Raw genomic sequence first — 12528 nt, 5'->3', positions numbered from 1 at the left:
CAATTGTTTGAAAATTAAGACTATCTGATTTTTTATCAAGCAAACTGAATTGTCGATTAGTCATCTGATTTGAGGTGTTAATTTTCATGTATTTTCCCCAAGTAATCTAATTCCAATTCATTACCAATCGGTTGCTGCTGATAATAAAATTGAATTCTCACAGGTTTAACTTCACCATTGCCAAACCAAACTAGTTGAGGAGATTTACCCCCCAGTAAATCCTCGTTATTTGCTTTAGAGTACCGCTCAGCATCAACAACTTGTAAGCTGAAGGACACGTTATCTGGTAATTGGCGAGGCTTAAATTCCTTATATGCCTGCCATGTTTTATCAGCTTGCTGAACGAGCTGTAGACTCTGGTCGTGATATTCATATAAATTATAGGTAAATGGAGAAACATCTGTTGCTTTTTGAAAATTTAATGCAAATACTTTTGATTGATCAGCAGATTCTTTATTTATTCTTTTCAGATCAAGTATAAATAGCTCTCTGGCTTGCATTGCTTTACGCTGATCTATACCACCAATATTCATAACAACAAGTGATGCCATGACCGTCATGATTACAATCACCACCATGATCTCAATTAGGGTAAAACCTTGCTGTAATCGAAGTGATGATTTCATGATCATAATCAACTATGTTAATGTGTGTTCAAGCTGTTTTGGCATCGCCAAAGCCTGTTCTATATAAGCTACACGTAGTGTATCTCTTGAGCCCAAGTAACGCTGATAGAAACTTGAATTTAGTATAACCGCAGCACCATAGGTTAAAGACCATATCGAGGCTAAATAATCTCGTGTCGTCATCTTACTATTGATATCAATCAGGTAACTTTCAGTCATACGAATAATAATGCGTAATCTTTGACGTCGAATTTTATATAATTCACTGAATAGTAGCTGTATTCCTTGTCCAGTTGTTGAAAGACGTTCTTCTATTTGATGAAATAATGCGGTACGTTCAGGATGATGTAAATGATGTAGCATAAAAAAAGCTAAATGCTCCGGAAATGACTTCTCAGTATCCTGAATCATTTCCAACAGCATTTTTTCATTGCGAATGATCAGCAACATATACAGCTCATCTTTGCTTTGAAAATGCTTATATAAAGTGCCTTTAGCTAAATCCAATTCTGCTGCAAGGGCATCAAGCGTCATGCCCGCTTCACCATTTTCTAATAAGAGTTGTTCAGCGATTTGAAAAATTAACGCTTCTCGTGCTCTAAACTGAGCTTGACGATCCATCTTCACGTGATAACTCTCTTTTCAAGTACTACAAACCGTTATTTAAAATTTAAGAGATTTTCAAAATTTTGCATGGTAATCATGCCAATCTCTTCAAGCGATTTATCATATACTTCACTAAGAGCTTTTGCTACATAGGGCACATATTTTGGTTCATTTGTTTTACCACGATATGGCACAGGTGCTAGATACGGACTATCTGTTTCAATTAATACACGATCAAGTGGTACTTGCTTAGCAACATCTCTAAGGGATTGAGCATTTTTGAAAGAAATGATTCCTGAAAAAGAAATATAGTAACCACAATCTAAGACCGCTTTCGCTGTTTCCCAATCTTCTGTGAAACAATGTAATATGCCGTGTGTTGATTGTTCAGCTCGAATAATATCTACAGTGTCATGTTTTGCCGAGCGCGTATGTACAACCACAGGTTTTTTTACAATTTTTGATGCTTGTATATGTCTAGCAAAGCATTGCTTTTGATCTTCAACAAAATCAGTACTATGATAATAATCTAAACCCGTTTCACCTAAAGCCCAAACTTTTTCTGATTGAGCTAACTCGACCAAATAATCTGTTGTAGCTCGGGCCATGACATGTTGATCTTCACATGGATGAACCCCTACTGTGTAACCAACATCATCGTGTCGTGATGCAATGTCTGCCAATTTTATATGATCTTCTAAATCCACAGATATCCCCATGAATTTAGTTACGCCTGCCTGACGTGCAGCATCGAGCGCTTGATCTAGATCTCCACCGTATGGCGTAAGATCTAACATGGTTAAATGGCAATGGGTATCAACAAACACGCTTTGTTCCTAAAAAATTTAATTACATAGTATAACTTGCACGATCAAGGCTTTTAGCGCCTGCTAAAATTCTTTCTGCCTCTGTTCGATAATAAACACCTTTATCACCTGCAAGCTGAATTGCAAAACCTTGTGGTTTAAAATGGGTTTGCTTATGCGAAATCCAAATCACCTTACCAGTTAAAGGAATTTTCTGTGATTGATCAGGCAGAGTCGCAAGGATAAAAACTTCTTGTCCCATTTTTACCGCTTGCTTAGTCGGAACAAATAAGCCACCACCTTGTACAAAAGGCATATAACTCGCTTGCAAGGTAGCCTTGTCAGGAATATTGACTTGTATAATCCCGCCCATCATTTGTGGTTGCATTACATTCCCCTGTTATTAATTTACTTAAAGTTTCTTATATGATGCTGATTAACCGTAATAAAGCATGAACGCTCATGGATTCAAAGACAAGTATGATAAACACCGTCAACCTACTTAGTTGAACCCAATCAAGTTTCATTTTTTTGAATTATAAGAAACATTAATAGAAACAACAAATAATGTTTCAAATAACTTACCTATTTATAAGTATTTAAGAAATATCGTCACTGATGGACATTCATTAGCTGAATAAATAGCTCATCCATAACTAATTGCGACTGAACATTTTGCTCTAACATTAGTTTTTTCTGCTGGAAATCCGAATAAATTGAGAACAGAGTTTCTAAGTTATATATTTGAGCTAAATCATCAAAAACTAAATCTTGATTTTTTAATTGCTGATTTAGCTTTAGACGAATAACATCCGCAAACAAGTATTCAAACATAACCGTAAAATCTGCAAAACTTAGCTCTTTCGACCATTTATTAGCATAATGCAAAGGCATACTCTTTTCAGAACAAAGCTTAGACCAATCTTTTAAAAATGATGCTCGTTTATCTAACCACTCACTGTTTTGTATTTCGATTGCAGTTAATGGCATTCCATTAGCAAGATTGAGTAGCAAAGACAGTTGTAGTGGTTTCAGGTCAGAAATTCTTTCTTTCAAAAAATTCTGAGCATCCTCATCTTTTAAGCGATCCAATGCAAAGTGTTGCAATCGACTCCGAATAGTTGCAGGTAATTTCAAATAATGATCTGCAACCAAGATCAAAACAACTTTCTCACCAGGTTCTTCTAAAGTTTTTAATAAAGCATTTGATGAAGCTATGTTTAAAGCTTCAGCAGGTTCAATGACTACAACACGCCAGCCTTCACCAGTTTGCTGAACAAAAGGTAAAAGATCTCGAATTTTTTCAATCTTAATTTTTGCATTTTGCTTTTTATTATCTTCATCTGTTGTGATGTGAACATAGTTAGGATGTGTATCCGACTTTAACCATTGACAGCTACTACATTCGCCACAGGCATTTTCAGATTGTTTATTTAAACATAACACCCATGCTACAAATCTATCGGTAAACTCTTGTTTAGCACATCCTTTCTTTCCATAAAACAATAAACCATGCCCAACATCAGGAAAACGCGAGGTTAAAAGATCCCACGTTTGCTGATGCCAAGGGTAATGTTCATAGACTTGAACTTCTTTTGTCATATTATTCAAAGAAACTAATAGACATTGAGTTTAATCGATCTAAATCTTCCTGAGTATCAACTCCAGGCGGAAGGTTTGCTTCAGCAATAGCTATGGCAATGCGATGACCGTTTTCAAGTACCCTGAGTTGCTCAAGACTTTCTAATTTTTCAAGCACACCTTGATCCCAAGTTACATATTCTTGTAATAGTTTAACTCGATAGGCATACAAACCTAGATGACGGTAAGCACTGCTATGCATTGATTGCTGTTTTTGTTTCGCCCCATCACGATCATAAGGGATAGTTGCGCGGCTAAAATACAATGCTTCATTATGTTTTGACATGACAACTTTGACGATACTATCTCGCTGAAATTCATCCAAAACGCTGATTGGCTCGCACAACGTAGACATTGAGCAATTTGGATTATCGACTAGAAGTTGTGAAACCTGTTTAACTAATTTTGCAGGTAATAAAGGTTCATCACCCTGAACATTCACAATAATATCATCTTCAGCCCACCCTTTTAAACGAGCTACTTCACTTAAACGATCCGTACCAGATGGATGATCAGGGCTTGTCAATACCACATCAACGCCTTCTGCACGGCAGATCTCGGCAATTCGCTCATCATCTGTCGCAACACATAAATCATCAAAGCCCTCAACTTTTTTTGCCTGATCAACCACTCGTAAAATCATTGGACGACCATGTATCAGCAATAATGGTTTAGCTGGTAATCTCGAACTTGCAAAACGTGCAGGAATGACAATGTGTTTCATGGTATATCTCTAAGACAAATAAATACCAACTTGTTGTAATTGTTGCTCCAACAAGTCATAACAATCGGATGATAAAACGGCTTCTACGGGTACAACCCAAATAGGGATATTGAATTCTGGATGTTGAATTAAAATTTCTTTTAATTTAACAGCATCTTTTTCTGTTGTGATAATCGCATTCTGATTCTGAAAACTTAGATCACTCAGTTTATATTCATGATGATCCGGAAACTCATGCGCTTGAAATTGCTCAATTCCTAAATTTTGCAAAGTCTGATAAAAACGCTGAGGAAAACCAATACCAACCACAGCATGATAGCTTTGCTTTGAATCGAATTGATTAGATAAATTATCAGATCTGAGCAAATAAGGCTTACCCACTTGTAAATGCATATTGAGCAATGATTGAGGCTGTTTGCTATGTACAATCACACTACTATTTTGTAGACGTGATTTTGGCTCTCGCAAATAACCTTCAGGCAAAAGCTTTTCATTACCTAAACCACGATTTTGATCTAAAACAATCCATTCAATTTGACGATCTAAAGCCCAGTGCTGAAGACCATCATCACTAATAATCAAATCCAATGAATAGTTCTGCAATAATAACTCTATAGAAGATTGTCTATTTGGACCAACTGCCATTGCAACACCAGTCGATTGAACAATTAAAGCGGGTTCATCACCAATAATCTCAGGCGATGACTCTTTATGTACCAGCGCTGGAAATGGACCAACCCCTCCATAACCACGACTAATTACACCTACCGACAACCCTTTGCTTTGCAAATATTTTACTAGTTGAATTAGCAAAGGAGTTTTTCCACTTCCGCCAACTGTAATATTTCCAATCACCATAACTGGGATTGGTGCCGTATAGATTTTCTTCAGCCTGTATGTGTACATCGCTTTATTCATCAAAAATGCAAAGCGATAAAGCCATGACAAAGGTCTTAAAACGATCAGCCATTTCTCTTGGTTATTCCAAGCAGTCTGAATCGTCTGTGCCAGTGACATGATTAATTTTCCTCAAAATTGCGCTGATGTAACTGATAATACATTCCTTGTTTAGCGATCAATTCTAAGTGAGTTCCTTGCTCGATAATTTGCCCTTTATCCATCACAACAATCAAATCGGCATTTTCAACTGTAGATAATCGATGAGCAATTACAATCGTGGTACGACCTTGCATCGCTTCATCAAAGGCTTGTTGTATAAAGTATTCTGATTCGTTATCAAGCGCGCTTGTTGCCTCATCTAAAATTAGAATTGGCGAATCTTTCAGAATTGCTCTCGCAATCGCAATACGTTGACGTTGTCCACCAGATAAATTCAGACCTTGGGCACCAAGTATAGTGTCATAACCTTGAGGCAAACTCATGATGAAATCATGTGCATAGGCAGCTTTAGCAGCAGCAATCACTTGCTCATCACTAGCATTTTGTAATTGTCCGTAGGCGATATTGTCACGCACTGAACGATTAAACAGAACGACTTGTTGGTTCACCATTGCAATTTGCGATCTTAAACACAGCAACTCTATTTCTTGAACAGGAATATCATCAAAATATATTCCGCCACTACTTAACTCTTGGAAACGTGGCAACATGTTTACCAATGAGGTTTTACCCGCTCCTGACCGTCCAACGAGTGCAATAGTTTGACCAGCTTGAATATTTAAAGAGAAATCTTTAATGGCTTTGGTACCATCAGAATATTCCAAGCAAGCTTGATCAAATCGAATATTACCTTTCAATTGAGGCTTCAATTGCCCTTTATTTTCTTCTTCAGGTAAATCCAATAATTCAAAAACCGAATGTGCTGCAGCTAAACCGCGCTGAAGCTTTTCATTGATATCAGTTAAGTTTTTTACAGGCTTAGATATTAAACCAGCAGCAGTGATATAAGAAACGAACTCTCCAGCAGATGTATCACCCAAAACTTGAGGTCTTAAGGCTAACCATAAAATGATGGCCATCGCTATCGATAACAATAGTTGAATAATGGGGCTGTTAATATTTTGAACGACCACCATTTTTAAACCACGACGCAAGTTCTCTTCTGAAGAATGATAGAACCGTTGCTGTTCAAAAGCCTCTCCTGTAAAACTTTTTACCACTGAATTACCAGTAATTGTTTCTTGAACCACATGGTTTACATCGCCCATAGTATTTTGTACTTGTATTGATAACTTACGCATCTTTTTAGAAGCGATACGAACAAGTAGACCAATAACAGGCATAAACACGATAATACATAATGTTAAGCGCCAATTTGTGTATAGCAAATAGCTCAACAACCCTATAACAATTAACCCATCTTTAATTAAAGTCTGCAATGATTCAGAAGATGCAGCCGTTAACTGTTCTACGTTGTACATTAACTTCGCACTGATATGACCCGCAGAGTTATCCAAATAATATTGTGCAGGCAATTTTAAAAGTTTCGCATAGACTTCTTGTCGTATACTAAAAACCAAACTACGAGAGATAACAGCAGAATAATATCCGCCTAAAAACAACCCAACACCCCTGAAGAACATTAACAAAACAATTAATGCAGGAAACCAATTAAGATTTTCTCTGCTTCCATTTTGAATTGCATCAATAATAAACTTCAGCAATTTGGCTACCGAGACTTCCGTAGCCGCATTGATACCAAAACCAAGTAATACAAATAAGGCAATACCCCAATAAGATTTTAGATAAGCTAAAAGGCGTAAATAAACCTTAAAATCTTGATTCACTCGGTGAAACCTCTAGTTGGAACTTTAGTGCTAATGTTAACGTTTACAAACCCAAGCTGACCTGCAACATCCATCACACGTATTACATCCTGATGGGCGGCTTTAGCATCAGCAGCGATAATAAACATAAAGTCGCGACGTTCTTGTGCAACTTGCTTAATGGCTGTACTGAGATCAGCTGTATCTTTTGTCGATAATGCTTGACCATTCACGGAATAATGGCCAGTGGAGTCTACCATGATTTCAATTTTTTGATCGAATTGTTTAGGCGGTACACCTTGAGCATCGGGCAAAGTTAGATTTATACGACTTTGCTGACTAAATGTCGTCGAAAGTAATAAAAACACCAAAATAAATAACATACAGTCAATCATTGGTGTCAAATTGATATGAATATCTTCAACTTGAGAGCGTTTGAATTTCATTTGATCACCTATGCTTAGCTTGCAAGGCGATGTTCTTGTACATGTGGTACTTTTTTGTAGAAAAGTGCAGCATGGAACAAGGTAGATTGTTGTTCTAACTCAGCGGTATATTCGTGTACAACACGTTGAAAGTATCGATAAGCAATCATCGCTGGAATAGCAATTAACATACCAACAGCCGTTGTGATCAAGGCTTTAGAAATACCAGGCATCATCATACTTGCATTTCCTGCTGATCCCACATCTATCACCAAGAAAGATTCAATAATACCTAAAACCGTACCAAGCAAACCCAATAAAGGGGCTATTGCGCTCAATGTGCCCAAGAAATTGATGTTCTTCTCTAAGAATGAAATTTCTTGTGAAGCTGCCGCCTCCATTTGCGCACGCGCAAATTGTTCACCCTGTTCTTTGTGTTCGTATCCAGCAAGTAGAATACGTCCTAAAGGTGATTTCTTTGCTTGCTCTTGCTGTAAATTTGAAATTACAGTCTCAGCATTAGAACCATTTACAAATAAATCTCTAGGTAATACTTGAGAACGCTTCAAACGAATGTAGCGTTCAATTGTGATTGCAACCGTAAAAATTGATGAGAGAATAAGCGGCAGCATTAACCAACCGCCCGCTTTTACCAGTTCCCACATATTATTCCCCAATAATATTTAAAATAATTAGGACGAATCCTAAATATTAGTTAGGCAAACAAATATTTAGAATCCCATCCAACTCATCCAATGAGTGATAGTGAATGACCATTTTCCCTTTTCCTTGTTGGTTATGGTCAATTTTGACGTTCGCACCAAAGCGTTCAGATAGCTTTTGAGTTAATTGTTCAATATCTGGAGAAATTTTTACTTTCTCCTTTTCTGGTTTTGGTTCACTCCACTCACGAACCAATTGTTCAGTTTGACGCACTGACAAACCTTTTTCAATCACGATTTTTGCAACTTCAATTTGTTCTTTAGTCTTTAAAGTCAAAATTGCGCGGGCATGTCCCATATCAATCTGACCTTGTTGCATATAATCTTTAATTGGGTCTGCTAAGCTTAGTAAGCGCAACAAATTACTGACTGTAGTACGCGCTTTACCAACGGTATCTGCAATTTCTTGGTGACTTAAACCAAATTCATCATGAAAACGTTGTAATGCAAGTGCTTGATCAATAGGATTTAAATCTTGGCGTTGAATATTTTCAATTAAGGCTAATGCTATCGCAACCTGATCATTCAACTCTCTTACAATTGCGGGAATTTCAGTTAATCCCGCCATGATTGCGGCACGCCAACGTCGCTCACCTGCAATAATTTCATAAGGGTGTTGTTCATCATCCACAGGACGAATCACGATAGGCTGCATTACACCATGTTTTTCAATCGATGATGCAAGCTCTTGTAAATCCTGTTCTTGAATAAAACGACGTGGTTGATATTCTCCACGCTTTAACGAGTTAACATCAATCTGCTTGAGTTGACCATGATCCAAGGCTTGTGCTTCTAGTTGCAGTTTTTCTTTTTGAATCGAACCTAGCAACGCATCTAAACCACGACCTTTAGCCAATCCGCGTTTTTTGATGCTCATACAGCACTTCCTTTTTTCACTTTACTTTTTTTAAGCATTTCCGCAGCCAAATTTAAATATGCAACGGCACCTTTAGAACTCTTTTCAAAATAGATCACAGGTAAACCATGTGCTGGCGCTTCAGCCAAACGAATATTACGAGGGATAACCGTATCATAGAGCTTTTTACCAAAATATTGCTCAAGCTCAGAAGATACATCACGTGTTAACGCATTTCTTGCATCATACATGGTACGTAACACACCAATGATTTCCAAGTTTGGATTGAGTGCTTTTTGTATACGGTCGATGGTTTGCGTTAGATCTGCAAGGCCTTCTAAAGCATAGTACTCACATTGCATCGGAATGATCACACCATTCACTGCTGCAAGGGCATTTACAGTAATCAAGCTTAGACTTGGAGCACAATCCACAATAATATAATCAAAAGCTGAATCTACCTCTTCTAATGCTTTTTTGAGGATAAATTCACGACCTTCTTGCTCAGCGATTGCTAGCTCTACTCCTGCAAGCTCACGGTTTGCACCCAAAACTTTATATCCTACTTCTGCTTTTTGAATTGCAGTTTCGATCGGCACTTCACCTAATAAGACATCAGTAACAGAATACAAAAGATCATTCTTTTGTACGCCAGACCCCATTGTTGCATTACCTTGTGAGTCCATATCAACTAACAAGACACGCTTCTTTAAAATCGCCAAAGAAGCAGCAAGATTAACTGCGGTTGTTGTTTTCCCTACGCCACCTTTTTGGTTAGCAATTGCAATAATATGTGCCATGATTACCCTTAATATTTTTTATTAAATTCGTTGAAGCAAAAGCAAATGACGTTGTTCATCTAATCTTGGTACTTTCAATTCGACAATCTGAGACTGATATTGACCTTTTAATTGATCAAGTTCATCAGTTGGAATCAAACCTTTCATTGCTGCAATAATACTTTTTTCATGCATATATGGCTGTGCAGCATCCACAAAGTCAGTTAGTGAAGCGAATGCTCGACTTGTAATTACATCGAACTGACCAAGCTCATTGATACTGTCTTCATTTTCAACACGTGTTTGCACTGCAATTACATTTTTCAGTTTTAAATCAGCAATAAACTGTTTCAGAAAACGAATTTTCTTACCATTTGAATCAAGCAAAACACAATCACGTTCTGGTTGACATAAAGCAATAATCATTCCAGGCATTCCACCACCTGTACCTACATCTAATAAACGCCCTTTTGGTAGATCATTCAAGATACTTAAACTATCTAATAAATGTTTAATCAGCATTTCTTTAGGGTCGCGTATTGCTGTTAGGTTATATGCCTTATTCCACAATACTAGCGCATCTTGATATTTTAATAAGAGTGTTAAAGCCTCTTCGCTGAGGTTTAATCCTAAAGCTTGACTACCTTGCTTTAATTCTTGAAAAAAATGATGCATGACAGTGTAACATCTCGATAAATTTGCTGTGCAGTATACCGATTTCTGATACAAGACACAGTAGGACTTGTTGAACGATTATGCAGTTAATCATCTATGTTCATGATAAACTGCACAATCCATCAAATTTTCTGCCTTGGTTCAACAACATCAAAGCACGACAAATATCTTCTTAGGCAAATTCACCTTGTTTAATTTTATTATCAAGCTCTTCTAACCGCTCAGGCGTACCAACATCAACCCAAATACCCTGCATTTTCTCAGCTGAAACTAATTCTTGTGACATTGCCTGTTTAAGTAAAGGTGCTAATGGTCTCTTACCATTCTCCAGACCTTTAAACATATTCGGTGATAATACCGCAATACCACTATAGGTTAATGCTTCACCCAATTGCTCCTGCTCAAATGTATAAGCCAAATCATTGGATAAAATGAAATCACCTTTTAAATGCTGAGGAGGATTATCAACCAATACTAAATGCGCTTGCTTGTCACCTAAATGAACATTCAGCAATGAAGAGAAATCCATAGTTGTCCAGACATCACCATTGACTAGAATGAAAGGCTTATCGCCCAATAAAGGCAATGCATTGATAATACCACCTGCCGTCTCAAGCCCCTCACCCTCATGCGACCATAAAATAGTTACACTAAATTGAGAACCATCTCCAAGAGCAGCCGCAAGTTTGTCTCCCAACCAAGCAGTATTGATCACAATTTCAGAGACACCTATCTTTTGCAATTTTTCGATATGCCAAACAATTAAAGGCTTTCCACCAACTTCAAGCAAAGGTTTTGGTGTATGCAACGTGAGAGGTCGCATACGATTTCCAAGACCTGCGGCAAGAATCATAGCTCTCATTATGCAGCAACCTCATAATCACCATATTTTGCAATGAACTTTGGCATAACGATTTCACGCATAAATTGCATAAAGTCATTCAATTCATCATAACCTTGACTTTCTTCAAGCAGATACCACATCACTCTTGGCAGATCTTTTAGATAACCTGATTTTCCATCACGCTCGAATAAACGAACAAAAATACCTAAAATTTTAAGATGGCGCTGAATCGCCATAAGATCAGCGTCACGCTTAAACTGCTCAAAACTCCGATTTTCTTTCGCTTTTGCTGGCAACAAGTTATAAAAGACTTCAAACCATTCATAAACTCGCTCGGCATTCCACTGTACATAAGCATCTCGTGTAATCGAGATTAAATCATAAGTATCAGCACCAATTACCGCATCTTGGAAATCAATAACACCGAGTTCTTGCTCATTTTCAATTTTCATCAGATTACGACTGTGAAAATCACGATGAACGATTACTTGAGGTTGATTAGTTGCTTCAATCGCAAGAAAATCGAAAGCGTGCTCAATTGTTTCTAATTGCTGTTCTGTTGGTTGAATATTTAATGAAGGTAGCATCCATTCTGTTAACAAACGCATCTCAGTCATTAATTTCTCATATGAATATGCAGGCAAATGAGATTTCCCATCAATTTGCTGCAATTCAATAAGTTGTTTAAAGCTCTGGGCATAATATTGATCAACTGTTTTATCATTTAACAATGTTGATAACACTACATCACCAAAATCTTCCAACAATAATAATCCTTGCTCCAAATCTTTAGCAACGATATGAGGAACTCTCACCCCATTCGCATCAAAGAATTCATCAATCGTCACAAACGGAACGCAATCTTCTTTTTCAGGAGGCGCATCCATGAGCATATATGTTTTGTTTTGTAAACCAACTCGTGCATAGCGGCGGAAACTCGCATCTCCAGCAAGAAAGTTGATTTCAAACTGATCAGATTTAAGAACGGCTTCAAGCCAAGTTTGTATCAATTGTTCACGTTGTGTATTCATTTGCAATAAAATCTAAAACTAGCTGAGATTTTGAAAGCTTAAGTGTAGCCACTTATCAACTTTTTCT

Annotated in this window: 15 protein-coding genes; all 15 read right to left on the bottom strand. The window is 37.3% G+C overall.

The features are described from left to right. Positions 1-77: 77 nt before the first annotated feature. Positions 78-626 carry a prepilin-type N-terminal cleavage/methylation domain-containing protein gene (locus Q9Q86_RS04660; RefSeq protein ID WP_112986424.1) on the bottom strand — a complete coding sequence of 183 codons (549 nt, stop codon included), beginning with the start codon at positions 624-626 and terminating at the stop codon, positions 78-80. A gap of 12 nt (positions 627-638) precedes the next feature. Next, the gene (locus Q9Q86_RS04655; RefSeq protein WP_168153910.1) at positions 639-1247 is read right to left on the bottom strand and encodes a TetR/AcrR family transcriptional regulator; all 609 of its coding nucleotides are present in this window, start codon (positions 1245-1247) and stop codon (positions 639-641) included. 38 nt (positions 1248-1285) lie between these two features. Next, positions 1286-2059 carry a TatD family hydrolase gene (locus Q9Q86_RS04650; protein WP_112986426.1) on the bottom strand — a complete coding sequence of 258 codons (774 nt, stop codon included), beginning with the start codon at positions 2057-2059 and terminating at the stop codon, positions 1286-1288. A gap of 22 nt (positions 2060-2081) precedes the next feature. After that, entirely contained in the window at positions 2082-2426 is a 345-nt protein-coding gene (locus Q9Q86_RS04645) for a PilZ domain-containing protein (protein ID WP_004911520.1), read from the bottom strand. A gap of 224 nt (positions 2427-2650) precedes the next feature. Beyond that, entirely contained in the window at positions 2651-3640 is a 990-nt protein-coding gene (locus tag Q9Q86_RS04640) for a DNA polymerase III subunit delta' (RefSeq protein ID WP_112986427.1), read from the bottom strand. A 1-nt stretch (position 3641) separates the two neighbouring features. Further along, positions 3642-4403, bottom strand: a complete 762-nt coding sequence (gene kdsB, locus Q9Q86_RS04635) for a 3-deoxy-manno-octulosonate cytidylyltransferase (RefSeq protein ID WP_004911526.1) — start codon at positions 4401-4403, stop codon at positions 3642-3644. A 9-nt stretch (positions 4404-4412) separates the two neighbouring features. Continuing rightward, complete coding sequence (gene lpxK / locus Q9Q86_RS04630) at positions 4413-5420, bottom strand: tetraacyldisaccharide 4'-kinase (RefSeq protein WP_112986428.1); 1008 nt, start codon at positions 5418-5420, stop codon at positions 4413-4415. A 2-nt stretch (positions 5421-5422) separates the two neighbouring features. After that, positions 5423-7150, bottom strand: coding sequence for a lipid A export permease/ATP-binding protein MsbA (gene msbA, locus Q9Q86_RS04625; RefSeq protein WP_112986429.1), 1728 nt, complete (start codon positions 7148-7150; stop codon positions 5423-5425). After that, a complete protein-coding gene (locus tag Q9Q86_RS04620; RefSeq protein WP_004954071.1) occupies positions 7147-7575 on the bottom strand; it encodes a biopolymer transporter ExbD in 429 nt (142 codons plus the stop codon). The genes msbA and Q9Q86_RS04620 overlap by 4 nt, the downstream gene beginning before the upstream one ends. A 14-nt stretch (positions 7576-7589) precedes the next feature. After that, positions 7590-8219, bottom strand: a complete 630-nt coding sequence (locus Q9Q86_RS04615) for a MotA/TolQ/ExbB proton channel family protein (protein ID WP_042891015.1) — start codon at positions 8217-8219, stop codon at positions 7590-7592. Positions 8220-8265: 46 nt separating this feature from the next. Next, on the bottom strand, positions 8266-9153 hold the full coding sequence (locus Q9Q86_RS04610; RefSeq protein ID WP_004911551.1) for a ParB/RepB/Spo0J family partition protein: 888 nt from the start codon (positions 9151-9153) through the stop codon (positions 8266-8268). Further along, positions 9150-9932, bottom strand: a complete 783-nt coding sequence (locus Q9Q86_RS04605; protein WP_004911554.1) for a ParA family protein — start codon at positions 9930-9932, stop codon at positions 9150-9152. Before Q9Q86_RS04605 ends, Q9Q86_RS04610 begins: the two co-directional genes overlap by 4 nt. A 21-nt stretch (positions 9933-9953) precedes the next feature. Then, positions 9954-10586, bottom strand: a complete 633-nt coding sequence (gene rsmG / locus Q9Q86_RS04600; RefSeq protein WP_112986430.1) for a 16S rRNA (guanine(527)-N(7))-methyltransferase RsmG — start codon at positions 10584-10586, stop codon at positions 9954-9956. Between the two features lie 172 nt (positions 10587-10758). After that, positions 10759-11448, bottom strand: a complete 690-nt coding sequence (gene murU, locus Q9Q86_RS04595; RefSeq protein WP_112986431.1) for an N-acetylmuramate alpha-1-phosphate uridylyltransferase MurU — start codon at positions 11446-11448, stop codon at positions 10759-10761. Then, complete coding sequence (locus tag Q9Q86_RS04590) at positions 11448-12461, bottom strand: aminoglycoside phosphotransferase family protein (protein ID WP_004962229.1); 1014 nt, start codon at positions 12459-12461, stop codon at positions 11448-11450. Before Q9Q86_RS04590 ends, murU begins: the two co-directional genes overlap by 1 nt. Positions 12462-12528 lie beyond the last annotated feature (67 nt).

It is taken from the genome of Acinetobacter sp. A22, assembly GCF_030913345.1.
Lineage (GTDB): Bacteria > Pseudomonadota > Gammaproteobacteria > Pseudomonadales > Moraxellaceae > Acinetobacter > Acinetobacter junii.
This window is presented reverse-complemented; position numbering and strand designations above follow the sequence as displayed.

What these genes read in the sequence shown, in the direction of transcription:
- Q9Q86_RS04660 (WP_112986424.1), bottom strand. Translation starts at nt 626, where the DNA reads ATGAAATCATCACTTCGATTACAGCAAGGTTTTACCCTAATTGAGATC.
- Q9Q86_RS04590 (WP_004962229.1), bottom strand. Translation starts at nt 12,461, where the DNA reads ATGAATACACAACGTGAACAATTGATACAAACTTGGCTTGAAGCCGTT.
- Q9Q86_RS04615 (WP_042891015.1), bottom strand. Translation starts at nt 8,219, where the DNA reads ATGTGGGAACTGGTAAAAGCGGGCGGTTGGTTAATGCTGCCGCTTATT.
- murU (WP_112986431.1), bottom strand. Translation starts at nt 11,448, where the DNA reads ATGAGAGCTATGATTCTTGCCGCAGGTCTTGGAAATCGTATGCGACCT.
- Q9Q86_RS04610 (WP_004911551.1), bottom strand. Translation starts at nt 9,153, where the DNA reads ATGAGCATCAAAAAACGCGGATTGGCTAAAGGTCGTGGTTTAGATGCG.
- Q9Q86_RS04620 (WP_004954071.1), bottom strand. Translation starts at nt 7,575, where the DNA reads ATGAAATTCAAACGCTCTCAAGTTGAAGATATTCATATCAATTTGACA.
- Q9Q86_RS04645 (WP_004911520.1), bottom strand. Translation starts at nt 2,426, where the DNA reads ATGCAACCACAAATGATGGGCGGGATTATACAAGTCAATATTCCTGAC.
- Q9Q86_RS04605 (WP_004911554.1), bottom strand. Translation starts at nt 9,932, where the DNA reads ATGGCACATATTATTGCAATTGCTAACCAAAAAGGTGGCGTAGGGAAA.
- Q9Q86_RS04655 (WP_168153910.1), bottom strand. Translation starts at nt 1,247, where the DNA reads ATGGATCGTCAAGCTCAGTTTAGAGCACGAGAAGCGTTAATTTTTCAA.
- rsmG (WP_112986430.1), bottom strand. Translation starts at nt 10,586, where the DNA reads ATGCATCATTTTTTTCAAGAATTAAAGCAAGGTAGTCAAGCTTTAGGA.
- Q9Q86_RS04640 (WP_112986427.1), bottom strand. Translation starts at nt 3,640, where the DNA reads ATGACAAAAGAAGTTCAAGTCTATGAACATTACCCTTGGCATCAGCAA.
- kdsB (WP_004911526.1), bottom strand. Translation starts at nt 4,403, where the DNA reads ATGAAACACATTGTCATTCCTGCACGTTTTGCAAGTTCGAGATTACCA.
- lpxK (WP_112986428.1), bottom strand. Translation starts at nt 5,420, where the DNA reads ATGTCACTGGCACAGACGATTCAGACTGCTTGGAATAACCAAGAGAAA.